20 protein-coding genes are annotated in these 23,840 nt (G+C 70.0%); 8 read left to right on the top strand and 12 right to left on the bottom strand.

Annotated features, from left to right (window positions below):
- Positions 1–2 precede the first annotated feature (2 nt).
- Entirely contained in the window at positions 3–3,251 is a 3,249-nt protein-coding gene (locus tag Aco04nite_RS13840) for a sensor histidine kinase (RefSeq protein ID WP_244875973.1), read from the bottom strand.
- Between the two features lie 510 nt (positions 3,252–3,761).
- Between Aco04nite_RS13840 and Aco04nite_RS13835 the strand changes: the two genes are divergently transcribed.
- Genes Aco04nite_RS13835 through Aco04nite_RS13825 form a run of 3 tightly spaced genes read left to right on the top strand, consistent with a single transcriptional unit; the run spans position 3,762 to position 6,852 of the window.
- Positions 3,762–4,406, top strand: coding sequence for a hypothetical protein (locus tag Aco04nite_RS13835; RefSeq protein ID WP_212997626.1), 645 nt, complete (start codon positions 3,762–3,764; stop codon positions 4,404–4,406).
- Between the two features lie 11 nt (positions 4,407–4,417).
- Positions 4,418–5,836, top strand: a complete 1,419-nt coding sequence (locus Aco04nite_RS13830; RefSeq protein ID WP_212997625.1) for a midas domain-containing protein — start codon at positions 4,418–4,420, stop codon at positions 5,834–5,836.
- A 38-nt stretch (positions 5,837–5,874) separates the two neighbouring features.
- Positions 5,875–6,852, top strand: a complete 978-nt coding sequence (locus tag Aco04nite_RS13825; RefSeq protein ID WP_212997624.1) for a helix-turn-helix transcriptional regulator — start codon at positions 5,875–5,877, stop codon at positions 6,850–6,852.
- Here Aco04nite_RS13825 and Aco04nite_RS13820 read toward each other — a convergent pair.
- The 3 genes from Aco04nite_RS13820 to Aco04nite_RS13810 form a co-directional block, all read right to left on the bottom strand.
- Positions 6,842–7,360, bottom strand: coding sequence for a hypothetical protein (locus Aco04nite_RS13820; protein ID WP_212997623.1), 519 nt, complete (start codon positions 7,358–7,360; stop codon positions 6,842–6,844). The two genes, Aco04nite_RS13825 and Aco04nite_RS13820, sit on opposite strands and share 11 nt — an antisense overlap.
- Before the next feature lie 199 nt (positions 7,361–7,559).
- Positions 7,560–9,665 carry a M48 family metallopeptidase gene (locus tag Aco04nite_RS13815; protein WP_244875972.1) on the bottom strand — a complete coding sequence of 702 codons (2,106 nt, stop codon included), beginning with the start codon at positions 9,663–9,665 and terminating at the stop codon, positions 7,560–7,562.
- A gap of 456 nt (positions 9,666–10,121) precedes the next feature.
- The gene (locus tag Aco04nite_RS13810; protein WP_244875971.1) at positions 10,122–11,615 is read right to left on the bottom strand and encodes a beta-N-acetylhexosaminidase; all 1,494 of its coding nucleotides are present in this window, start codon (positions 11,613–11,615) and stop codon (positions 10,122–10,124) included.
- Between the two features lie 110 nt (positions 11,616–11,725).
- Between Aco04nite_RS13810 and Aco04nite_RS13805 the strand changes: the two genes are divergently transcribed.
- The gene (locus tag Aco04nite_RS13805; RefSeq protein ID WP_212997621.1) at positions 11,726–12,277 is read left to right on the top strand and encodes a GNAT family N-acetyltransferase; all 552 of its coding nucleotides are present in this window, start codon (positions 11,726–11,728) and stop codon (positions 12,275–12,277) included.
- Positions 12,278–12,295: 18 nt separating this feature from the next.
- On the opposite strand, the gene Aco04nite_RS13800 is transcribed toward Aco04nite_RS13805, so the two are convergent.
- The 3 genes from Aco04nite_RS13800 to Aco04nite_RS13790 are packed head-to-tail and all read right to left on the bottom strand — an operon-like array spanning position 12,296 to position 14,403.
- A complete protein-coding gene (locus Aco04nite_RS13800; protein WP_212997620.1) occupies positions 12,296–12,766 on the bottom strand; it encodes an NUDIX hydrolase in 471 nt (156 codons plus the stop codon).
- A gap of 42 nt (positions 12,767–12,808) precedes the next feature.
- A complete protein-coding gene (locus tag Aco04nite_RS13795; protein WP_212997619.1) occupies positions 12,809–13,648 on the bottom strand; it encodes an LLM class flavin-dependent oxidoreductase in 840 nt (279 codons plus the stop codon).
- Positions 13,645–14,403, bottom strand: coding sequence for an ArsR/SmtB family transcription factor (locus tag Aco04nite_RS13790; protein ID WP_212997618.1), 759 nt, complete (start codon positions 14,401–14,403; stop codon positions 13,645–13,647). The genes Aco04nite_RS13795 and Aco04nite_RS13790 overlap by 4 nt, the downstream gene beginning before the upstream one ends.
- Positions 14,404–14,538: 135 nt before the next feature.
- Between Aco04nite_RS13790 and Aco04nite_RS13785 the strand changes: the two genes are divergently transcribed.
- A complete protein-coding gene (locus tag Aco04nite_RS13785; protein ID WP_212997617.1) occupies positions 14,539–15,351 on the top strand; it encodes an ATP-binding protein in 813 nt (270 codons plus the stop codon).
- A 98-nt stretch (positions 15,352–15,449) separates the two neighbouring features.
- On the opposite strand, the gene ybiA is transcribed toward Aco04nite_RS13785, so the two are convergent.
- The 3 genes from ybiA to Aco04nite_RS13770 all read right to left on the bottom strand — a co-directional run bounded on the left by ybiA (position 15,450) and on the right by Aco04nite_RS13770 (position 18,235).
- Positions 15,450–16,019 (bottom strand): riboflavin biosynthesis intermediates N-glycosidase, encoded by a 570-nt coding sequence (gene ybiA, locus Aco04nite_RS13780; RefSeq protein ID WP_498370758.1) that lies wholly within the window; start codon positions 16,017–16,019, stop codon positions 15,450–15,452.
- Positions 16,020–16,115: 96 nt separating this feature from the next.
- A complete protein-coding gene (locus Aco04nite_RS13775) occupies positions 16,116–17,156 on the bottom strand; it encodes an amidohydrolase family protein (protein ID WP_212997615.1) in 1,041 nt (346 codons plus the stop codon).
- Positions 17,157–17,278: 122 nt separating this feature from the next.
- Positions 17,279–18,235, bottom strand: a complete 957-nt coding sequence (locus Aco04nite_RS13770; RefSeq protein WP_212997614.1) for a helix-turn-helix transcriptional regulator — start codon at positions 18,233–18,235, stop codon at positions 17,279–17,281.
- Between the two features lie 135 nt (positions 18,236–18,370).
- On the opposite strand from Aco04nite_RS13770, the gene Aco04nite_RS13765 reads away from it, so the two are divergent.
- The 3 genes from Aco04nite_RS13765 (at position 18,371) to Aco04nite_RS13755 (ending at position 22,720) form a co-directional block, all read left to right on the top strand.
- Positions 18,371–19,471 carry a magnesium and cobalt transport protein CorA gene (locus Aco04nite_RS13765; protein ID WP_212997613.1) on the top strand — a complete coding sequence of 367 codons (1,101 nt, stop codon included), beginning with the start codon at positions 18,371–18,373 and terminating at the stop codon, positions 19,469–19,471.
- Positions 19,468–19,974 (top strand): GrpB family protein, encoded by a 507-nt coding sequence (locus tag Aco04nite_RS13760; protein WP_212997612.1) that lies wholly within the window; start codon positions 19,468–19,470, stop codon positions 19,972–19,974. The genes Aco04nite_RS13765 and Aco04nite_RS13760 overlap by 4 nt, the downstream gene beginning before the upstream one ends.
- Before the next feature lie 157 nt (positions 19,975–20,131).
- Entirely contained in the window at positions 20,132–22,720 is a 2,589-nt protein-coding gene (locus Aco04nite_RS13755) for a lipopolysaccharide biosynthesis protein (protein ID WP_212997611.1), read from the top strand.
- Positions 22,721–22,815: 95 nt separating this feature from the next.
- Here Aco04nite_RS13755 and Aco04nite_RS13750 read toward each other — a convergent pair whose 3' ends face one another.
- The gene (locus Aco04nite_RS13750) at positions 22,816–23,274 is read right to left on the bottom strand and encodes a hypothetical protein (RefSeq protein WP_212997610.1); all 459 of its coding nucleotides are present in this window, start codon (positions 23,272–23,274) and stop codon (positions 22,816–22,818) included.
- 71 nt (positions 23,275–23,345) lie between these two features.
- Positions 23,346–23,831: a GNAT family N-acetyltransferase gene (locus Aco04nite_RS13745; protein WP_212997609.1), complete on the bottom strand. Its 486-nt coding sequence runs from the start codon at positions 23,829–23,831 to the stop codon at positions 23,346–23,348.
- Between the last annotated feature and the right edge of the window lie 9 nt (positions 23,832–23,840).

Genomic DNA, 23,840 nt, shown 5'->3' with positions numbered 1-23,840 from the left:
ACTTATGCGTCCTTCTCCGGCCGATGGATCTGGTGTACATCCCCGGGCGGCCCGTCCGTGCCCCCGTCGGTCCCGTCCGCCTCGCTAATCCTTACGGCCGGGAAGGTGACGGTAGCTGCCTCCGACCACGTCGGCTGCCCTGTCGTCTGCTGTTTGTCAGTAACTCGGGCTTGTTCGTCACCCTCTCCGGCGTTTCGCTCACTACCCGCTGCCGCGCGGTCACTTGCGGCTGTTACCGACCCCGGGTCGGGCTGCGGCGGCTGGGTGAGCGCGGCAGCGTCCCGGCGGCCCCGGGTGGTGCCCTGCTGCAACGCGCTCATCAGACTGCGCACCTTCTCCGGGGAACGCGTTGTGGTCGCCTCCGCACGCTCGACCACCGGACCCCGCAGCTGCGGAGCCAGATGAGACTGCCGCACCCGCCGGGGCAGCAGGCGCTCGTCCGCAGGAGCCTCCCCCGGCTCCTCCATCGAGGACTCAAGGGGCGAATCCATCGAAGAATCTACAGAACCGGCGAAAGCCGCCCGCAACCTACTCGCATCCTCGACGGCCGCCGCACTCCGCTCCCGGTTTCCCGCGCCGGGCAACGCCGGAGAGGCCGCCTCGGACGGCGGAACGGAGCCGGGCAGGACCGAGGGAGCAGCCGGTGGGATCGACTCCGCAGGAGTGCGCTGGGCCGGAATGCGGGTAGCCGGAATGCGCGGGGCTGGAGTGGGCTCGGCCGGGGTGCGCTCATCCGGAGTGCGCGGAGCCGGGGTGCGCCGGGCCCGGGACGGCAGGGTCGGGGTGGACAGCTCCATCGGGTCGTTGCCTGATGGCCACTCCACGTCGAGGCCGTCACCGACGACCGGCCCTGGCGAATCGGGGGCCGCGGGGGCCGCGGGGGGAAGCACAGCGGGTGTGGGCCCGGTGGGTGCGGTCAGAGCATCCGGAGTGTCGAGGTTGGGCGTGAGCTGGGCCAACGGCTCCGTGCGACCGTCGTTCCTCTTGCGTGGGGCTCCACGTCGCCGCTGGACCAGGCCGTCCGGGGTCAGTCCGTCGACCACCGCGGACGGCGTGGGCCCGGTCACCAGGTCGGCTCCCTCGGCGGCGGGCTCGCTCGCCGTGCCGGGGCGGTCGAGTGTGCCGGGCGAGGTGCTGAGGGCGGTGGGCAGGCCGTCGACGGCTTTGCCGTTGGCCGGGGCCGGGCGGGTGGGGGTGGTGATCGAGCGGAGCTCCTCGGTGCCTTGCCACTGCAGGGCGGCGAGTGAGCTGCGGTCGTCGGTGCCCGTGCCGTTCAGGGGGCGGTCGAGGCCGGCCTCGGCGGGGGTGCTGGGTGCCGGGCCGGGGCCGATGGTGAGCGAGCCGGGGCCGGGTGGGGCGGCGGTGATCAGCTCGCCGGGGATCAGGACGATCGCTGTCACGCCGCCGTAGGCGCTGGGGCGCAGGGAAACGCGGATGCCCTGGCGGGCGGCGAGCTGGGCCACCACGAAGAGGCCGAGGCGGGCGCTGTCGGTGGGGTCGAAGTCCGGGGGTTCGAGGAGCTTGCGGTTGGCTTCCGTGATCGCCTCGGCGGACATGCCCAGGCCACGGTCCTCGATCTCCACGGCGTACCCGTTGGGGAGGATCTGCCCGACCACCTGGACGCGGGTCGTCGGGGGTGAGAAGGACGCGGCGTTCTCGAGCAGCTCGGCGAGGAGGTGGATCACGTCGCCGACCGCGCGGCCGAGGACCGCGGACGGCTGGATGGACTGGATGTCGACGCGCTTGTAGTCCTCCACCTCACTGATCGCGCCGCGGATGACGTCGATCAGCGGGACCGGGTTGCGCCAGCCCCGGCCGGGGGCCGCACCGGCGAGGATGACGAGGTCCTCGGCGTGGCGGCGCATGCGGGTGGCGAGATGGTCGACGCGGTAGAGGTCTTCGAGCTCGTCCGGCTCGGTCTCGCGGCGCTCCATCTTGTCGAGCAGGGCCAGCTGGCGGTGGAGCAGGGTCTGGCTGCGCCGGGCGATGTTGAGGAACACCTCGTTGATGCCGCGGCGGACGCTGGCCTCCTCGACCGCGGACTGCACGGCGGTGCGCTGGACCTCGTTGAACGCGTGGCCGAGCTGGCCGATCTCGTCGCGGCCGTACTCCAGCGGCGGGGTCTCCACCTCGACGTCGACGGCCTCGCCGCGTTGCAGCCGCCGCACGACGGCGGGCAGCCGCTCGTCGGCCATCTCGAGGGCCTCGCCGCGCAGCCGGATCAGCCGGCCGACAATGGAGCGGCCGACCCGGATCGAGACCAGCACCGACAGGACGAGCGCGACCAAGCCGAGCAGGCCGGCGAGCCCGAGCCGCAGCAGCACGTTGACCGCGACGGGCCGGGCGTCGTCGGAGAGCGAATCGGACGCGTTGGTCTCGAAGACTCGCAGCTGCTCGATCGTGGTGTCGTAGGCGGGCTGCCAGGCGTCGGCCGGCACGGGGACGGCGACCCCGGCCCGGCTGCTCGTGAGCAGCTCGTTCTGCAGCTCGCCGAGGCGGTTGAAGGCGGTTCCGGCGCTGAGCGTCTGATATGCCGTGCGGTCCTGCACGGGCAGGTCGCTGACACCCTGGGCGATCAGGAACCGGGCGGTGCCGATCGCCTGCACGATCTCGGCGCGGCTGCCCGCGCTGAGCTTTCCGGCGACGCGCGCGCCGGCGAGCAGGGAGTCGACCCGGCTGAGGTATTCGCGGCCGCGGCCGACGTTGCTCAGGCCACGGATCTCCCGGTCGACGCGCTCGTCACCGAACGTGGCCGTGGCGGCGAACATCTGGAAGCTGGTGTCGACGATGTTGCTGTAGAGGTTCTGTGCGCCCACCACGTCGACGTCGCGATCGTCGATGTAGCCGCGGGCCGCGGGCAGCCCGTCGAGGTCGTTGATGAGCTGCTTGATGCGCGCGGAGAGTGTCCCGCTGGAGACCCGCTCGGCCTGGCTGCTGACCGCGGAGACCGCTGTGCGCCGGAACTCCGCGGCGGCACGGTCGGTGGTGGCGCGCTGAGTGTCGAGACTCCCGGGATTCGTCTTGGCGTTCGAGAGGAACTCCACGGAGAGCCGGCGCTCCCGCTGGAGCTCGCCCACGAGGACGGAGCCCGGGTCGCCGACGTCGTCGAGCAACGACTGCGTCGTCAGCAGGTTGAGCGCCGGACCGGCGGTGATAGCCGTGGCGAAGGCCCAGAGCGCCAGCAGTGCCGTCAACGGCACCGCGGCCAGCGCGATGATCTTCGAACGGATCGACCAACTGCGGGTTCTCATCAGACTCCGCCCGAGGGGGTGCAGGACAACGCACGCGTCAACATATGTCTATGAGGAGCGCACGCCCTGGCGAGGATACGTAATCGCGGCGACCGCAGCCACCGCCCCTGTGGACAAAGGCACGACAAACAGCCCCCGACCTCAAAACCCGGGGGCTGCGGTGACGCCAAGCTGACTGACCGTTGATCAGACGGCGACGCCCCTCTTGATCAGCATGGCCTCGCCGACGGCGTCAGCATGTGCATCGACCGGGCGTACCGGCCATTTGATCTGGAAAGCTTGGCCTCGGGTCCCGACCGTGCGCTGCTGGGCGTTGTCGTGGACCGGGTGCCCTGACGGGTGGTCAGTACCGGCTTGGATTCCGGGTTCGTCATGTCCCGAGCCAACGGAGATTTCTGGAATGAGTCAAGTTTACGAGCCTCGGTCGGAGGGATTTCACCTCACAGGCTCGAATCGGATTGATGACCCTGGTTGGGTGGGCATAACAGCGGGTGAAGAAGGAGGAGGCCGATGTCCCCCACACTCGTTGTCATTCTCATTGTCGTGGTGCTGCTGGTGATCGCCGCCATCGTGTTCGGTGTGCGCGCGTCGCGCCGCAAGCAACTGCAGAACAAGTTCGGCCCCGAGTACGACCGGGTCGTCGGCGACTCCGACAGCCGGGCGGCCGGCGAGCGTGAGCTGGTGGAGCGGCAGAAGCGCGTCGCCCAGTTCGAGCTCAAGGCGCTCTCGGCGGAGTCGAAGGCGCGCTACTCCGTGGCCTGGGAAGAAGTCCAGATCGACTTCGTGGACTCCCCGGCGGAGGCCGTCTCGACCGCCGACGAGCTCGTCACCCGCCTGATCGCCGAGCGTGGTTACCCGGTCGGCGACTACGACGACCAGCTCGCCAACCTCTCGGTGCAGCACGCCACGACGCTCGAGCACTACCGCGACGCCCACGCGATCAGCGAACGCAGCAAGACCGGCGAGATCGAGACCGAGGACCTTCGCCAGGCGCTCGTGCACTACCGCGCGCTCTTCGCCGACCTGCTCGGTGAGAACCCCGTCCGCTCCGAGGGCGCCGTTGCCCCCGACAGCGAACCGAAGGTCCCGTCCCCGAAGATCAACGACCACGACACCGACGTCGCGGGCTCCCGTCCCGACGCCACGAGCCGCTGAGGAGTCCGACGATGCGTTTCTTCTCCAACGACGCCCGCGAGGCGAGCGACGATCAAGCCACCGAGGACCGCGCCGCAGATGAGCGGGCGGCGGATGAGCAGTCCGCCCGGGTCCAGTCCGAGCCCGTAGCCGTGCCGGGCCAGCGGCCGCCGTCTCCCTGGTCCACCCCCGCCGACAACGCCGCCGACGCTGACAACGGCACCCGTACCGACAGTCGCGACGAGACCGGCCTGGACGACGACCCGGACCGCACCCAGGCGCACGAGACGGGCACCCACCAGACCCCGTGGGGCACGGTCGGTTCCGATTCCCCGACCGAGCGGTGGGAGACCCCGGAGACGACCGACAGGGCCGTCGTGGTCGAGCAGCCTTCCGAGAGCAACACCACGACGTACGCCGGAAGCTCAGCAACCGCCGACGACCCGGACGCCACCACCGCCCTGCCCACCGGGTATGCCGGGGACGACACCCGCGACAAGACGCACGACGACGAGGTCGTGGACGTGCCGCTGGACGAGCCCGACGAGCCGACCGCGAAGTTCGACACCGACGCAGACCTCAAGGACGAGGGCACGTTCAAGGACCCGGAGGCCGTCGACCCGGTCACCGACGAGCCGCTCGCCCCGACCGGCGACGCGCTCACGTCGCCCACCGATGAGGCGTTCGGCTCCACCCCTGACAACAAGTACGACGCTGTCAGCGACTCCGACTCCGACTCCGACTATGACGGCACGACCGACCTCGCCGACGGCAAGCACCACGCGGCCGACGAGGACGACACCGACGTCGACGGCGTGCATGACACCGCCGGCACGCACGACGTTGATGGCGTGCACGCCACCGATACCGCGTCGGTCGGCGCGCACGACATCGACGGGGACGGCAAGGCCGACGAGGATGTCACCGGGACGGCTGTTGTGGCCGACGAGACCGACAAGAGCGATGAGGTGGCCGGCGTGACCGATCTGCGGAACAAGACCGACGAGAACCCCACCGACGAGAACCCGGGCCTCGACGAGCCGATCGTGGCCGAGCCCGCGCACGTCGGTACCGCAGCCGACGACACCACCCCCGTCAACGACGAGGCCGTCGAGACGCCCGCGGTGGTGCCGGTTCCGGTCGGCGCCTCGACGGCTACGCCGGCGGCCGCTTCCACTTCCGCTTCCGCCGGGGAGCCTGACACGTTCTTCAAGGCCGAGGACGCGGCCGGGCTCAAGGAGCGGTGGCGCGACGTGCAACTGCGCTTCGTCGACAGCCCGAAGGAAGCTACCGAGGACGCCGCCAAGATGGTCGAAGAGGCCGTCGAGAAGCTGACCGCGAGCCTGAAAGCCCGCAAGGACGGCCTCGCCGGCGAGAGCGATGACACCGAGGCGCTGCGCGTGCAGCTCCGCGGATACCGGGACATCCTCAACCGGATCCTGGGCCTCTGAAGGTTCGCTGAACAAGCTGGCACTGGGAGACTGGGTGGGTGCGCGCATCCCGCCTGGTCTCCCTTCTGCTTCTGCTGCAGACCCGCGGCCGGATGACGGCCCGCGCGCTGGCCGACGAGCTCGAGGTCTCCATCCGGACGGTCTACCGCGACGTCGAGTCACTCGGCGCTTCCGGGGTTCCGGTCTACGCCGACCGCGGCCCTGCCGGTGGTTATCAGCTCCTGGACGGCTATCACACCCGGCTGACCGGGCTCACCGAGGGTGAGGCGAGCACACTCTTCCTCTCCGGGGTGCCGGGCCCGGCCGCCGAACTCGGCCTGGGTTCGATGCTGGCCGCCGCGGAGCTCAAACTTCGCGCGTCGCTGCCGGGTGAACTGGCCGACCGTGCGGATCGGGTCCGCGACCGCTTCCACCTCGACGCCCCCGGCTGGTTCCGCGTCGGTGAGTCGACCCCGCACCTGGCCGCTGTGGCGGACGCGGTGTGGCGGGAACGGCAACTCGATGTCAGGTACCGCCGGTGGAAGGCGCCCCGGGAGGTGACCCGGACACTCTCGCCCCTGGGGGTGGTTCTCAAGGCGGGGCGCTGGTATCTGGTCGCGTTGTCAGGCGAGCGCGTCACGGCGTACCGAGTGGTGAACATCCTTGATGCGAGCGTGCGCGACGAACCGGCCCTGCGGCCCGCGGGTTTCGATCTGGCGGGTTTCTGGCAGGAGTGGACCGACAGGTACGAGCGGGGTGTCTACACAGGAGTCACGACCGTACGGATGACGTCGTCCGCGCTCGCCCGGATGCCGTTCGTGTTTCCGCCGGAGATGACCCGGGTGGCGCAGACATCGGCGTCGGAGCCCGATGAGAACGGCTGGCTCACGACGACGGTGCCCATCGAGTCGATGCGGCACGGGCACATCGAACTGCTCAAACTCGGCGCCGAGGCCGAAGTGCTGGCACCGCCCGAGCTGCGTTCACTCTTCGCGGCAACCGCCGAGGGCCTCGGCGCCATATATCTCAGTCGTTGACCACGGACTGGGTGGTCACGTTCGTGGTCGGGACTTCCGGGCCGCTGGGCGGGTCGGAGGTCTCATCGGTCGGGTCGGTCTCGGGGTCGGTGGGCTCGTCGGTCGGCGGGGTGTCCGGGTCGTCGGAGGTCTCGCTCGGTTCCGGGTCGGCGGAAGGAGACGACGACGGCGTCGCGGGCGTGGTCGTCGGGTCGTCCCCGCCGCCTGCGCCGGTGTACTCGTCGTTGTTGTCCTCGGTGGACGGAATCGTCACCCGGGGCTTGTGCTTCTGCGGCGCCGGGTCGGCCGCGGGGTCGGTGTGGATGATTTCGGCCGGGTCGCTCGGCGTGATGCCCGCGCCCTCGCCGCCCTGCCCCGGCGGCACAATCTCGTTCTGCTGAACTCTGGTCACCGCCGGTGGGCGCTGCGGCGTCAGCGTCGACTCGCCGAACTGCGCGCCCAGCCACATAGCCGGCCCCAGACCGACTGCGACCAATGCTCCGAAGAGCGCCAAGGGTCCCCGTTCCACGACGCCCCCTCCCCCCGTGTTACGACAATCATCGCTTCACACGCGGGGGTACTTCTACCCATATTCCGCGAACGTAAAGCGAATCTCGCCTGCTGCCATTGTGACGTGACGTGACGCATCGACTACTAAATAGTCGGCGACACGACCCGTCTACGCAGCACCACGGACGAGGGAGCACAACAGTTCACTAGGATCATGACTACCTGGTACGCGACAGGAACTCCACGGCGTTGTCCAGCGCTGCCCAACCGCCTGGCAACTCATCAGAATCCAGGGCACTGCGGACATTCAACGCGGCCCCGTCACGCAGGTTCAAGGCCCAGCTCCGGCGCTTCACCTGGGTCGCATTCACCACATCGGCGTACGCGACGAACCGCGTGTCGGACTCCCGCCGCGCCGGGTCCTCGGCGGCGATCCGGGCGAGCCGCCGTTTTGCCGACCCGTTCTGCGAACGCGGCAACCCCGGCACGAGCAACAGCCCGGTGTCGACGATCAGCACATCGGTCCGCGAACCGTCGACGACCAGGTTGACGACCCCGCCGACAACTTCGGGCCGGGCGGGCAGCGCATCCGCGGACGGGCCCGCCGAGACATCGATGCCGAGCTGGGTCAGCCGCTCGCGCGCACTGCCCACGGTCGCCGGGTCGATGGCGAGCGCGGCCAGCGCCCCGAGATCGAGATGCGATCCGTCGACGGAGACCAGTTCAGCCGTACCCGTCCAGCTGTGCCTCCAGCGAGCCGCCCCACTGCGCAGCGCAGCCAGGGCGATCAGAAGGTTGACCAGCTCGTTCACTCGAAGGGTGGTCTCATCAGGGGTGAGACCGGCGAACACGGACTCGGCGATCTTGCGCAGCCGGCCGTCAGCGGCGAGATCCAGGACGTCGGCGGCGTTGGTCACCGGGCTTTCCGCAACCCGGGTGAGGGTCGCCAGCGCGGCATCGGCCTCCCGCTGCATCTCGCCCGTACGCGCCGCGCCGAAGAACTCGTCCCAGCCGACACGGGTGCGGCCCTGCGGCGGGTACGCGACCTGCTGCAGCGCGCGGCCCAGTCCGGGGAGATCGGGAACGAGAGTAAGCGCCGGGCCGGCCGAACGGCCCGCATCCGGGGCAGGGACCGTCGTGGGCTTCTCTTCGGTGGCGGGTGCGGGTGCTTCGCCGGTGTCGGAGGATGCCTCGGCGCGGTCGGCGACGGCAACGGAACCAGCCGCCGATTCGACCGGCTGGGCGGCAGCTGTCGCGGATGACTCCGTCGAGCCCTCCGACCGGTCGCCGACAGACGCACCCACACCGGCTGCTGCCGTCTCGGCGCCGACCGGGGCCGCCACGCTGGATTCCGCGGAGCCTGTGTCTGCCACCGGCGCGGACCCGGGCTGAGCCGGCGGCGTGGCGAGCAGGGCCAGTGCGGCGAGGCGTTCCTGGCGGGGCGGATGGCTGTCCCATGTGGATGGCGCGGACGGTTCGCGGTTGCGCAGGACCGCGATCTCGTCCGCCCGGGCCGACAACACCCGCAGGAAGCCGCCGAAGACGTCGTCCGGGACGTGGCCGGCCTGCCAGCCGGGGCCGAGGTATTCCGCGTGGAAGACACGGTGGACCGCATCGAGCGCGGGCAGGTCGCGCAGGACAGCGGCTGCCGCGGCCGGCCCGGCGAACTCCGCGGCGATGCGGTCGGCCTGGAGCTCCTGGGCCCGGCTGAACGGGGCGTCCAGACGACGGTAGAGCTTTGCGTACGTCCGCAGGAGCGGGCCCGCCGGGTTACGACGCGGGATGCGGGGCACCACCCGGGCGACCGCCGTGCGGCCTCGCCAGGCCAGCGGCGCCAGGCGGCCGAGGCGGGGTGAGAAGTGCCCGAGCTCGTGGGCGGTGACCGCCTGCAGATGCTCGATGTCCCAGGCCTGCAGCAGCGGCAGGCCGAGGTAGAAGTCGCGGGGGCCGCCGCCGAGGCCCAGGAAGCGGGTTCGTTCGATCAGCTTCGCGACCGCGTCCGCCACGATGGTCAGGCGGTCCGGCGCGCGAGTGCCCGCAGCCGCCGCCGCGGCGTCGAGCAGAGCCCACAGCTCCGGGGCGTCCTGCCTGGTCACGGGGATGCCGACCGGCTCGGGACGCCGGGTGTGCAGGGCACGCCAGGTCGCGTACGCCATCACGCCCACCGTCGCCGTGCACACGGGCACCCCGATCCGCGTGATCGCCGAATCGGGCAGCGTCGAGAGCACGAGCAGGACCGGCACGACGACCAGCGCCAGCTGCAGCACCGCTACCGCCAGAAAACCGGCCAACGCGGTGGCCGAAGTCCACACCAGCTTCTGCACTCGGCAAGAGTAGGGGTGGGTTCGCCGCGCTCCACCGGCGCGGTCCGGTCCGTGATCCAGTCGATGCCGGGCTGAGCTGGGCGGACGGCCACCCGGGCCGTGGCCAAGATTTAAGGAAGATTTTCGGCGGGGCGGCCACGGACGGGTGATTAGGTTGTGTGCAATTTAATTGTGCACAACTTAATTGCCCACAACCTAACGTTCGGTGCCTGCGGCGGGTGAGGTTGTGGGCGGGACTTTGTCGCGCAGCCCGCGGACATGGGGCACAGCTGCTTTCGCACCGCAGCCCGCGGGCACGGGGCACGGCTGCTTTCGCACCGCAGCCCGCGGGCATGGGGCACGACTGCTTTCGCACCGCTGCCGGCGAAGGTTGTGCACGGTCCGCCGGGGCGGGTGCGGGCAGGGCTGCCGAAGGCCGGGAGGCCTGCCCGCGACCGTTGTGGGCTGGGCCGGAGGTTAGTGCGGCCAGTTGATTTCCGGGGCGGGGTGGAAGGCGACGCCCTGGGCTCGCCAGCGGGGGGCGCAGGCGGCGAGGCGGGTGCGAAAGGATTCCCAGTTGTGGGTTTCCCTGGGTGACCAGCCGATCTCGGCGATCGCCGGGAGTCTCGGGAAGGTCATCGTCTGGGCGTCGGCGAGGGTGCGGAGGGTTTCCGACCAGAGTGGGGCTTCGACACCGAGCAGGGAGTCCTCGGTTACTCCGGGCAGGCGGTCGGCGGGGTCCCAGCCGTATGCCTGCTCGATGCTGACGAGGCCGGCCCAGTCCAGGCCGGGAGTGGTGTCCGCGGCGTACTTCATGTCGAGGTAGGTGCGGTCGGCCGGCGACATGATGACCTTGTGGCCGGCTGCGGCGGCGCGGGCGGTGCCGTCGTCGGTGGCCTCGATCCGCCAGTATTGGACGATCGTGGTGGGTGGCAGGTCGGCCGATGCCATCTCGTGCCAGCCCAGGGGGCGTTTGCCGTGCTTCACGACCAGGGGCAGGAGGCGCTCGATGAACGTACGGTAGTCCTCGGCCGTCGTGACCAGCGCCTCGTCGCCGCCGATGTGGATGTACGGGCCCGGGGTCAGCGCCGCGATCTCGCGCAGCACGTCGTCGGCGAACGTGTACGTCTCCTTCTTGGCGGCGACCAGGGACGAGTAGCCGACCTCGACATCGGTACGCGGTTCGGGGGCGATGCCGTCCGTGGTGAGTTCCGGGTATGCCACCTGCGCCGCGTTGACGTGCCCGGGCATGTCGATCTCCGGCACGATCGTCACGAAGCGGGCCGCGGCGTACGCGACCAGCTCGGAGTAATCGGCTTTGGTGTAGAAGCCGGGGCCCACGCCGTCGACACCCGTGCCCTCGCCGCCGCTGATCGCGGTGAGCTTGGGCCAGCTGTCGATCTCGATGCGCCAGCCCTGGTCATCGGTGAGATGCAGGTGCAGGTGATTGATCTTGAACTGGACCAGGGTGTCGAGATAGGACTTGGCCTCGGCGACCGTGAAGAAGTGCCGGGCCACATCGAGCATGCCGCTTCGATAGGAGAATCGAGGCCGGTCGGAGATGGTCCCGCCGGGCACCGTCCAGGTGACCTGCTGCGGAACGCCTGCGTAGATCTCCGCGGGCAGCAGCTGCCGCAGCGTCTGCACACCATAGAAAACCCCTGCCGGGTCACCGCCGGTCAGCAGGATTCCGCCCGGTGAGATCTCCATCCGGTACGCCTCGGAGCCCAGCGCCGCGTCAACCACCAGCGCGATAACGCCCGAGGTCACCGCGCCGGCGTCAAGGCCGGCACCACCGATGGGAAGGCCGTAGCCGGTTGCCGGGCGCAGCGCCGCGGCGAGATGCTCCGCCACGTCTTCCGTGCCGGCTGCCGCGCTGATCCTCGTGCCGGAATCGATGGTGAAATCGGCGGCCGTATCGGGCCGCACCTCACCCGGGGCGGGTATGACGTCGCCCAGTCCTCTAGTCACCGCTACGCCCTTCATCGTAGGGGCCGCCTTTCGACCCGCCGGAAACTCTAAACCCTCTTTCCAGTTCCCGGGACCGCTCCCACGGTAAGGAAGGTCCTAATGTTCTGAGCATGGTCATCTCCACACGACGAGCGACCCTGCGCGATGCGGGCGAACTGCACGAACTGGCAGCACGCACCTTCGGCCTCGCGAATCCGCCGGGCTCCGCGCAGAGCGACATCGACGCCTTCATCGCGCTCCACCTCTCGGTTGCCAGCTTCGAGGGCTACCTGGCGGACCCGCTGCGGATCCTGCTGATCGCCTCCGAGCATGACCAGCCCATCGGGTATTCGATGCTGGTCGGCGGCCCGATCGCGGACCCGTCGCTCGCGGGGACGGTGGCGAAGTTCGCGGGTGACGGCGTCAGCATCGAGCTGAGCAAGTTCTACCTTGCTCCTGAAGCCCATGGGTCCGGTGTGGCATCGACGCTGATGGCGGCGACGCTGGCGGCAGCCGTGGAGACCGGTGCGACGCACTGCTGGCTGGGCGTCAACCAGCAGAACGAACGCGCGGCGAAGTTCTACACCAAGCAGGGTTTCGACGTGATCGGCACCAAGCACTTCCGGGTGGGCAACGCCCGGCACGACGACCACGTCCGCGGCCGGGTGCTGCAGGTCAACTGAGGAAAAAGGGCCGGGAGGTCAGCTGAGGAAGGACGCGGCGGGACCGGGGAGCTGGGCCCACTCGATGCGGCGGCGGGTCAGGTCGCCGATCGGTGGAAGCTCGTCCAGGGCGAACCAGCCGACCTCCAGCGACTCGTCGTCGTTGACCCGCGCCTCGCCGCCCACCGCACGGCAGCGGAACGAGATGTCCACGTATTCGGTGCGGTCGCCGTTGGGGTAGGTGTTCGGGGGCTGGGTGAAGACGCCGGTGATGCGCTCGGGGACGACGTGGACGGCGGTCTCCTCGAACACCTCGCGGACCACGGTCTCGGCGGGCTGCTCCCCCGGGTCCATGACGCCGGCGATCAGCCCCCAGGAGCCGTCGTCCGAGCGCCGGCCGAGCAGCACCCGGCCGGCGTCGTCGAAGACCACTGCGGTCACCCCCGGCAGGAACAACAGCCTGGTCCCGACGACGGAGCGGAGGCTTTTCAGATACTCGGAGATGGCCATGATCCCACTCCACCAGCGCTCCGCCGCCGGGGCAAATGCGTGTCACCCGACCAGGGGGCGCACCTCCTCGGCGACGAAGCGCACGAACTCCCCGGGCGGCGGCGTGTTGGACTCGGTCGGTTGCAGGACGACGGTGGTCGCTCCGGCCGCGGCGATGCTCTCGACACCTTCGGCGATCGCGGCGGCGTCACCTGCCACGCCCCAGCCGCCGCTCTTCTCCTGCTGCGCGGCGAGCCGCTCGGCCGCGCCCGGGCCGGTCTCGACCATCATGAAGACGACCACGTCGTGCCGCGCGTCGGGGCGGATGTTGGTCACCGCGGTGCGCACGCCCTCGGGGGACGTGCCCGCGGTGAGGATAGTGCCGTCGGCCAGCTCGCCGGCCAGCTGCAGGGTCTTCGGACCCGTCGCACCGATCAGCAGGCTGGGCGGCGAGGACGGTGGCCAGTCGAGCTTGACCGCGTCGAGGTGCACGTAGCGGCCGTCGGTGGTGACCTCCTCGCCGTGCAGCAGCGACCTGAGTGCGGTGGTGTATTCGCGCAGCAGGGTCATCGGCGATTCCGCTCGTGCGCCGACCTGGGCCATCCATTCCTGGACGCCGTGGCCGATGCCCGCGATCGGCCGGTCACCGAAGAGCCGGTGCAGCGTGGCGATCTCCATCGCCGCGAGCGCGACGTTGCGGAACGGGGCCGGCATGAGCCCGATGCCGACCCGCAGTCGCTCGGTGCAGGCGAGCGCCGCGGAAGCCGCCGCGATGCCGCTGTTGAGGAAGCAGTCCTCCCACAACCAGAGCTGTTCGAGGCCCGCCCGGTCGGCGATGCGGGCGACCTCCGGCAGCCGCTCGGGAGGATTCATGGGCAGGTAGATGGCGCCGAGATTCGTCACCTGCCCATGGTCCACGGTGCCTGTGACAAAACCTGGCCGGTCTCGAGCAGCGTCTTGAGGTTCGACAGCACCGCGGGCCAGCCGCTTGCCACGTCGGTGTGCGCCTGCTCACTCGCCAGGTTCTCGTGGGTGACGGTGAGCCGGACGATCTCGTGGAACGGCTCGATCTCGAAGGTGACCTGCTCAGAACCGGCTTCCGGCCGGGCCGGATCGGCCCACGTCGTGACGAGCCGGCGCGGCGCGGATGCCTCGACGACCGTGCCCACCACGTCGGCGATCCCGGACCCGTCGACGCGCCGGTGCTCCCATGTCGAGCCGGGCTGCCAGTCCGAAACGTTGGCGTGCCCCCAGTAGGCAGCGGTCAGATCCGCGTCGGTCAGGGCGTGCCAGGCCTGCTCGGGGGTGCTCTCGATATAGGTGACGTAGACGTAGGCGGGCCGGTCGCTCATAGCTTTCTCCGCTCGAAGTTTGACGCCGCTGAGCGCCCGTAACCGGGGCCGCTCGAACTTGTCGATCCAGCGCTCCTGCATCGCGTGCAGCGGCACCGGGTTGAGGTAGTGGAGCTTCGCGCGACCGCGGCGGGCCACGCTGATCAGGTTGGCTCCCTCGAGCAGCTCCAGATGCTGGGTCGCCGACTGCCGGGTCATCGCGAGGGGCTCACAGAGCTCGCCGAGGGTTTGCCCATCGCGCCCATGGAGCAGGTCGAGCAGATAGCGCCGGGTGGGATCCGCGAGCGCCCGGAAGACCTCGTCCATAGGAAAAGTTATGCAGGCGAACGCCTGCATGTCAAGTGGCGCTGAACGGACGAACCTGGGGAGGTGACAGGCCGGTTGACTACGCCCTGGCAGGCCCCGAAGACTCCGGGGTACGCAAAGGCGGGAGGCCGCGCCATGGAGGAAGAACCTCCTTATCTCTTCGACCTCCACGACCCCGGGGTCACGGTGACGACCGACATCGACGGCGCGGTCGTCGACATCTGCGTCTCCGGGCCATGGCAGCGCAGCGTCGCGGCGACCGTCGACCGGGTAATACAGAAATGCCTGACCGAATGCCCGGCAGGAATCGTCGTCGATCTCAGCGGGATCGACGATCACGGAGCGGAGAGCGTAGCGACCTGGGTGGCCGCGGCGCAGATGGCCGATGCCACCGAGCCACCCACGCAGATAGCTCTCTGCATGTCGCCCGGCACACCATTGGAGAAGCGGTTGCTCCGGGTGGGGAGCAACCGGTTTCTGGCGATCTTCGAGACACCGGCGCAGGCCCGCGTTGCGATAGCCGCCCGCCGGGTGCTCGCCGACGTCATCCGCCTCCGCCTGCCGCCCTCGCTCCAGTCGATCAGCGTGGCCCGCAACCTGGTCGGCGGCGCCTGCCACGAATGGAACATGCCCCGGCTGCTGATGCCGGGACGCGCCGTGATGTCAGAACTGGTGGCGAACGCGGTCGAGCATGCGCGTACCGAAATGGATATCTCGGTTTCGCGGCGCGGCCTCGGCCTGCACATCGCGGTGCGGGACCGCAATCCGAAGCTTCCCCACATCCGTCGGCCGGCGGCGGTCCTGCCCGGCCGCCCGCTCGACGAACGGGGGCGGGGGCTGCAGGTGGTCCACGCTGACTCGACGGCGTGGGGCGCCATGCGGACCACCGGCGGGAAGATGGTGTGGGCCACGATCCGCGAGCGGCACGGCAACCGGCGCCGGTGGTGATTCCCGGGCGGTAGCGTGCGTTGTCATGGGCGCTGCCACCGTGCGGGCCGCGACGATCGATGATGCCGAGGCCTGGTCCATCAGAATGCGTAAGCAGCTCAGGTGAGTGCCAGCTCGGCGCGGGCCTGCATCAGGGCGAAGCCGAGCAGGTTGAGGCCCCGCCACCGCGACGGGTCGGCGGCGCGGTCGTCGGTCGCGGCGAGGCCGATGCCCCACACCCGGTCGGTCGGGCTGGCCTCGACCAGGACCCGGGTATTCGTGCCGGCGAGGAACTCCCGCAGCTCGGGGCGCTGCCCGAACTTCTCGACGCTCGCCCGCGTCACGATGGCGAACCGCTCCCTGTCCCAGATGTCGTCGGCGAAGCCCAGGACCCGGCGCCCGAGCATCTTGGCCTGACGCGGGTGGCCGGCGGTGACGATGCGCCGGGCCGACTCCTCGTCACCGAAGAGCATCGCCTTGCGCCACATCATGTAGTGCTCGGCGGTGCGGAACGTGACCCCGTCGACCGTGAACGGCGCCGGGAACCACTGACTCAGGCACCCCGCGCCGACACTCCCGTCACGCTGCGGCTGGTGGCCCCAGAAGAACAGGTATTTGACCCGCCGGCCCTTGCTGGTCAGCGCGACCACATCGGCCACGGTGCTGGGGATCTCGTCCATGCCGGGGATTATGCCGCCGCCCTCTGACATTTCTCGCCCCGTTTATCGCACGCGAACCCTGTGCCACCGCACGCGAACCCTATGCCACCGCACGCGAACACCTTGCTACCGCACGCGAACCCCGCGGAGGATCACCGCTCGCGGGTGGTCCAGCTGTGTTGTTTCAGTACGCGGATCAGCGGCGTAGACAACCGCATCGGCAGGCGCTCCGGGCACGAGCCCGGCCAGCCCCAGGTAGGCCCGCGCCGACCACGACGCCGCACCCACCGCGTCGTGGGGTGGCACACCGGCCTCGACCATCGCCCGGACCTCGGCCACGATGCCACCCATGGGGCGTGAGTCGGTGCCGGCCAGAACCGTCACACCGGCTTCGACGGCGGCAGCGGTCAGCGCGGCGTGACCGAGCCGCCCGCCCAGCTGCCAGCGCTTCGTCGGGCTGTCCTCCCGGGCGTGCTGAGCCGGGATGCTGGCCTGCAGCGCGGCGAGCGTGGGTGTCAGGGCGATGCCCCGGTCGGCCATCTCGGGCAGCAGCTCCGGGTCGAGGCACATGCCGTGCTCGATCGAGTCGACCCCGGCCCGGACCGCGAGCAACCCGCCCGCGGTGTGCTGGGAATGCACGGCGACCCGGCCACCCACCGCATGGACCCGCGTGACGATCTCGCTGATGACCGCGAGCGGGACGGGCTCGTCGCCGACGCGCCAGTCCATGATGATTTTCGCCCAGCCCGTGCGCGCGGCCTGCTCGGCGGCGATCCCCGGCAGCTTGTCGTGGTCGGCGCGGCGTCCCCAGCCGTCGAAGAACTGGCCGAACTGCGCGATCCACGGCCCGGCGTGCAGCGCCCGCGGCACATCGGGATCCCGGCCGAACCACCCGGGTGGATCACCCGCGAGACCGGGCGCCCGGATCAGGGTCACTCCACTGTCGACGTGCCGGTGGAGGTCGTCGCGGAGGACCTCGTCGTCGAGTGGATCGCCGAGCTGCGCCGCACCTGGATGGGTGTGCGCGTCGACCAGACCGGGCAGCAGCCAGCCCTCGATCAGCTCGGCGCCCGGCACGGGGTCGGTGGTCCAGCGATCGCCGTCGGCATAAATATCCACGATCTCGCCGTCGGGCAGAGCCGGGCCGCGCAGCCGTAGAACCGTCATTCCCTGACCCTAGATCACCACTGTGGACGCTGCTGCCCCAAAAATGTCAGAGGGTCCCGCTAGGTTTCTCCTCGCGGATCGACGCCACGGGGGCGCCGATCCGCGCATAGTAATTCACCTGGTCAGGCGGTGGAGGACCCGGCGCTGCGCAGCAGGGTCTCCCCCGCCCGGCGGGCGTGGTCGTGCAGTTCCGGCGGCGACTCGATGACGAAACCGGCGCCCAGCGAGCCGAGGATCATCAGCGGCCAGCGCAGGTCGTCCACACTCATCCGCAGGCGGCAGCTTCCGGGCCCGGTCTCCTCCGCCCTGGCCCACTGGCCGAAACTGCGGCGCACGGTCTCGGCGTCGGTCTGCACGAGGACCGACACGTCGTAACGGTTGCTGACGCCGCTCAGCCGATCCTGCAGCCACGCGACCGGGTCGCCGCCGGGGATCTCGCGGGGCCGGAAGCGGTCGCCGGTCGGCACGGGGGCGGTGAGGCGGTCGACCCGGAAACTGCGCCAGTCCCCCCGATCCAGATCCCAGGCGACCAGGTACCACCGCCGGCCGAGGGAGACGAGGCGATGCGGTTCCGCGTGCCGGTCCGCCGGGGGCGCGCTTGCCGGGGTGTAGGTGAACCGGAGGCGTTCCTCGGCGCGGCAGGCCAAGGCGAGCGTGGTCAAGGTGGTGGCGTCGAGGGTGGGTCCCGGTCCCTGCACGCCCGGCGCCGTTGCCACGCGGAGGGCGTCGATGCGCTTCCGGAGCCGTGGTGGCAGGAGCTGGATCACCTTGGCCAGGGCGCGGACCGAGGTTTCCTCGTAGCCCACCACTGCGGCGGTGCGCAAGCCGACGGCGATGGCTACCGCTTCCTCGTCGTCCAGCAGCAGCGGCGGCATGGCCGCTCCGGCCTGGAGCTGGTAGCCGCCCGCCACTCCACGGGCGGCGTCGACGGGGTAGCCGAGCTCGCGGAGCCGGTCGACGTCCCGGCGCAGGGTGCGGGGACTCACCTCGAGCCGGTCGGCGAGCTCCGTGCCCGGCCAGTAACGATGTGTCTGCAGCAGCGACAGCAGCCGGAGCATCCGTGCGCTCGTGTTCGCCATCTGACGAGGGTCCCGCATATTGCGGTCAGAAAGTGACCGCTGGAGCATGGGAACACATGAAGCCGGCCCGAACCACCACGGCAGCCGACCGCTAACGTCGGACACAACAGGCGAGCAAAGCGGGGGGCGCGGCGGATGTTGGGGTGGCGGCGACGGGAGCCCTACGCGCTTCCCCGGGCTCTGGGGCGGCTCATCGAGGGACTGAACCGGGTCGAGCCGCAGGCTCCGCGGCAACGGCAGCGCAATCCGGACGCGGTGGTCGACTGCGCGATCTACCAGGGCGGCGACCGGCGTCCGGGGCACGCGCACTTCGCGCAGGCCGCCCGGGTGGCGGCACGGCATCGGGACGCGTTCGTGTGGCTGGGGCTGCACGAGCCCGACGAGCCGACCATGGCCGCCATCGCCCAGGTTTTCGGGCTGCACGAGCTCACGGCCGACCAGGCGCTGACCGGTGGGCACCGACCGGCCGCGGAGACCGTCGGCGAGGTCACCCGGCTCGTGCTGCGGACCGCGCGTTACGTCGAGCACGAAGAGCTGACCGCCACCTCCGAGGTGGTCGACACCGGGGACGTGACCGTGCTGATCGGGCGGAACTTCGTGATCACCGTGCGGCACGGGGCGGCGGGTGCGCTCAAGCCCGTACGCGAAGAGCTCGAAGCGCGACCCGCGATCCTGGCGCACGGGCCGTGGTCTGTCGCCTATGCGGTGTGCGACCGGATGATCGAGCTGTATCTGGAGGTCGCGGGTAGCGTCGAGCGTGACCTGGAACGGCTGGAGGAGACGGCCTTCTCCGACCTGGCCCCCGACATCGCCCACATGTACCAGCTCAAGCGCGAAATGGTGGAATTCAAGCGGGCCGTGCTGCCGTTGCAGGAGCCGTTGACGCGACTTCTCGACCGCGGGGTGGTGCCCGAAGGCTTGTATCCGTACCTTGTGGACGTACGTAGTCGCCTGACCCGGGCCGTGGAACGGGTTGCCGGCTTCGACGACCTGATCAACTCGATCCTGCAGGCCCGGCTCGCCCAGGTCTCCGTGGATCAGAACAACGACATGCGCAAGATCGCGTCCTGGGCGGCCATCGCGGCCGTGCAGACCACCATCGCCGGCGTCTACGGGATGAACTTCGCGAATCTCCCAGGACTGGACTGGAAGTACGGCTACGGGGTCGCACTGGCCGTCATGGTGATCTCGGCCGTGGCGCTGCATCGAAGGCTGAAGAAGGTGGGCTGGTTGTGACGCTTGCGGAGCCGGATCCGCGCTGGGACGCTCTCGCCCGAACGGCGATCAAAGCGCTCGAAGATTACTTCGACGAGGTGGAGCACATCGGTGCTACGGCCGTGCCTGGCATGCCGGCCTCGGCCACCATCGATCTATTGGCCGCTATCGAGGATCTCGACGAGGTCGATGACGGCGCGCTCCGCAGGCTGGCGTATCGCCTCGCGGTGCCGCCGGTCGACGACATGCTTCTCTACCGTCGTGAGAACTACGACAGTCTCGGGTATTGCCTGTATGTGGTCCCTACGGCGAGCTGGCCGGAACGCCCGGAGCGGTTGCTCCGTGACTACCTTACCACCCACCCCGCGGAGCGGGAAAGGTACGCCGCGCGCAAAACAGAACTGATGGACCGATTCGGCCCGGGCGAGGCGTACACGCGGGGTAAGGCCGCCCTGATGCAGGAGATGTCCGATGCCGAGCGGGCTGGGCGCGGTTTGCCCCCGATTCCGGTGTGGGAGGAATAGTCCCAGGTCACAGCCGTCACTCGGGCCTCATGGCCTCCCCCGATCGGCCGGGTGATCCACTCCGGACGGAACGCCGGGACTACCCCACTTCGCCGTGGCAGATGAATACGCGCAGTAACTACCGTTGGCAGTCGATCACGGCGACTGGGGGCGGTCAGTGGAGAGCACGGTTACCGAGGCCGTACCGGAAAGCCTTGACGCCGGGCCCGAGGGTCCGGGGCGTGGCGGCCTCATCACCGTCATGCGCGGGCACCTCGATCTTTTCCTGAACGCCGGGTCGCTGATGGCGACCACCGCGATCACCTCGCTGTTCGGCTTCGCGTACTGGTGGGTCGCCGCCCGGTTCGCCTCGCCCGCCGCCGTCGGCCAGGCCTCCGCGGCCGTGTCCGCGATGACCCTGATCGGCACGATCGGGATGTTCGGCATGGGCACGATGCTCATCTCGGACCTGGGGTCGCTGCGCGGGCGTAAGTGGGAGCTGATCTCCACCTGCCTGCTCGTCGCCGGTTCCGCGGCCACCGTGGGCGGCGTGATCTACGTCGGCCTGGCCCACCTGGCCTTCCCCGGTCTGCGGGACGCGCTCGGCAGCACGGCCGCCACCGTGCTGCTGGTCTTCGGCATCGCGCTCAACGCGATGACGCTGGTGCTGGACGAGGCCCTCGTCGGCCTCCTGCAGGGCCCGCTGCAGTTGATGCGCAACGCCTGGTTCTCCGTGATCAAGCTGGTGCTGCTCGGCGTGCTGGCGGTTCTGCCGATCACGCTCACCGGCAGCGAGCTGCTGCTGACCTGGATCGCCGGCATGGTCGCGTCGGTCGCGATCCTGGGCCGGGCGCTGCGCAGCCGCGCGATGGTCGATTCGGTGCGTCCCCGGGTGGCCCTGCTGCGCGGCCGCGGCCGCTCGACGTTCGACCACAACCTGCTCAACCTGGCGACCTACCTGCCCCGGGCGGCGCTGCCCCTGGTCGTCACCGCGGTCCTCTCCACCGAGGCCAACGCGGCCTTCTACACCGCGTTCATGGTGACCTCGTTCCTTGCCATGGTCCCCGGCAACGTGGCGCTGACCCTCTTCGCGGTGGCCAGCGGCGACAAGGCGGCGCTGCGCTCGAAGGTCCGGGTCGGCCTCGGCATCTGTCTCGCCGTCGGGCTGCCCGCGTCGCTCGTGGTGGCGTTCGGCGCGCACTGGATCATGTTGATCTTCGGTGCCAGCTACGCCGCGTCCGCGAGCACCGCGCTCACCATCCTCGCGTTCACCTACATCCCGTTCGTCTTCCACCACTTCTTCCTGGCGATCTCCCGGGTGCAGGGCACCGTCCGCGGCGCCGGCTACTTCTCGGTCTTCGCCGGGGCCGCCGAGCTCGTCGCGGCCTGGTACGGCGGCAGCCGCGGCAGCCTGACCGACCTGGTCGCCTGGGTGGCCGTGGTGATGGCCGTCGAGACGGTCCTGGTGGCGCCCACCGTGCTGCGCGTGGTTTTCGCCAAAGCAGCTCCCGAAGGAGAGAACATCGTGTCCACCACCAGCCTGACGCTGCGCGAGCGCGCCTGGCTACCGCTCGAGTACATCCGCACCGTCGGCCCGCTCACCGGCGTGAACGCCGAACGGCTGCGTAACGCGCTGATCGGCCTGCACGCCGCCGACCCGGAGCACCGGGCGGTGTCGCGTCTCGACCGCAGCGGCGCGCGCTGGCTGCACATGGACGCGCCCGCGTTCGCCAGGTACGTGCAGGACGCGGTGAGCGACCTCGGTGACGGCCCGGCCGACTTCGACGCGATGAGCCTGGAGCTGCAGGCCGAGCCGCGGGCCCACCACCCGCTGCGGATCCTCGTCGGCGGCGGGTACGTCGCGATGAAGGTGTCGCACGCGTACGGCGACGCGGGCCCGGTGAACGTGCTCCTGCGCGAGCTGATCCGGGCGGCCGGCGAGGAGCGTGCCGCCGCCATCGCCCCCTCGGTGCGGCACCGCTGGGCGCTGCCCGTGGCCTGGTGGAAGCAGTTCGGCACCAAGCCGGGCCGATGGAAGCAGGGAATGAGCTTCGCCCGGCCGCCGGAGCACCTCGACGGCCCGGTGCAGCCGTGGACGGCGAGCCTGACCGTGGTGACCGCCCGGTCGGCGACCGTACTCGGTGAGATGCGGGCGTGGCGCGACCAGTACGCCCCCGGCGTGACCACCTCGGCGATCACCTTCGCGGCGTTCACCGCGGCCCTGCGCGACCTCGGGCTCGACCCTGATCTGCGGGGCGGCACGTTCCTCGCGGACGCCCGGCGCTATGTCGACAAGGGCGTCAGCATCGACAGCAACTTCGTGATGGGCCCGTACCTGTCGCCGGAGGATCTGACCGACCCGAAGTCGATCCACACCACGCTGAAGGCGGAGCTCGCCACCGGCCGGATCCTGACGATGATGGTGCTGCGCGAGGGCAAGATGCTGGTCACCGGGGCGCCCGGGATGCCGGAGCCGTACCCGTCGCAGGCCCCCGCCGTGCCCAGGCCCGCGCTGACCTTCAGCAACCAGGGACGGCACGACATGCTCGGCGATCTGCCGTGGGCCGTCGAGCCCGCGGGACGGGTCAACCAGAGCGTCCCGACCGCCAACAGCCCCGAGGGCATCACGCTCACCACCTCGGAGATGAACGGGGTGCTGCACCTCGAGGCGACGTTCCACACCTCGACGTACGACCCGGCCGTCGTGGCCCGGGCCCTCGAACTGGTCTGCACCGACCCGGCAGCCGTGATCATGGCGGCCCGGTAGGCCCAATAGGCACGGTCGCCGCGAGAGTGGCGGCCCGCTGGAAAGGCTTGCGTGCGGCCGGCAGCCCCCGTCGGCCGCACGCAAGTCCGCCGCCGTCAGAGCGCGGTGTCCGCCATGACAGGCAGCTTCACGTCGAACTTCTTGGTCTTCTCGACCGCGTCGTCGCCGCAGGTGTTGTAGACGATTGTCGCCTTGAGCTTCACGACCATTGTCGCGTCGTAGTAGGCGATGACGTAGAACGCCGTCCGGTCCACCTTTCCGGCCTTGAGGTTCGCGCTCTTGGAGAACGACGTGTAGGTCTCGGTGTTCGACGGGTAGGTGAGGGAGACGTTCCTGCCGTCGATCGTCACCTCGGCGTCGCACACCGGCTTGCCGGTCTTCCAGTAGAGGTCGACCCACGTGCCCTCGTCCGGGGCTACGGGCCGGGTCCAGTTCGTGATCAGGTGCGGGCCCTTGACCGCCGCGGCGGCCGGCGTTACCGCCACCGTCGTCGCCAGCCCCACGGCCGCCAGCGCCGCTGTCATCATCGCCGCGACGCGCCGAGTCTTGCTCATGCGAACTACCTCCCAAAGCTTCGGTTGATCAGAACCGAGGCTAGGGCGGATATCGGACTCCGCGGGCAGACTTACAGTTTTTGGTACATAACATGCAGTCCTACGAGACCGTGCGAGGCCGAATCGAAGGCTTCCGGCACCGTGCCGATGACCGCGAAACCCAGAGACTTCCAGAGGTGTACGGCCGGAGCGTTCGTCTCCACAACAGCGTTGAACTGGATGCCCCTGAACCCCGAGCGCCGCGACCAGTCGATGAGGTACTCGCCCAGCGCACGGCCCACCCCGCGACCCTGAGCCTCCGGGCCGACCATGAAGCTGCCCGTCGCGACATGCGACCCGGGGCCCGCCTTGTTCGGGCCCATCGTCGCCGAGCCGAGAACGCCATCGCCGTCGACGGCCACCACGACGTGCGCGGGCGGCGCCTGCATCCAGATCGCGCGGGCCTCGTCGCTGCTCGCGCCGAGCGGGTAGACGTACGACTCCCGCGCCTCCACGATCTGCGACCAGAACGGGTAGATGGCCGGCCAGTCCTGCGGGGTCGCTTCCCTGATCTCCATTTTCGGAAG

Source organism: Winogradskya consettensis (assembly GCF_018332715.1).
GTDB classification, from domain to species: Bacteria; Actinomycetota; Actinomycetes; order Mycobacteriales; family Micromonosporaceae; genus Actinoplanes; species Actinoplanes consettensis.
The sequence above is the reverse complement of the archived record's forward strand: the minus strand, read 5'-3'. Positions and strand labels throughout refer to the sequence as shown.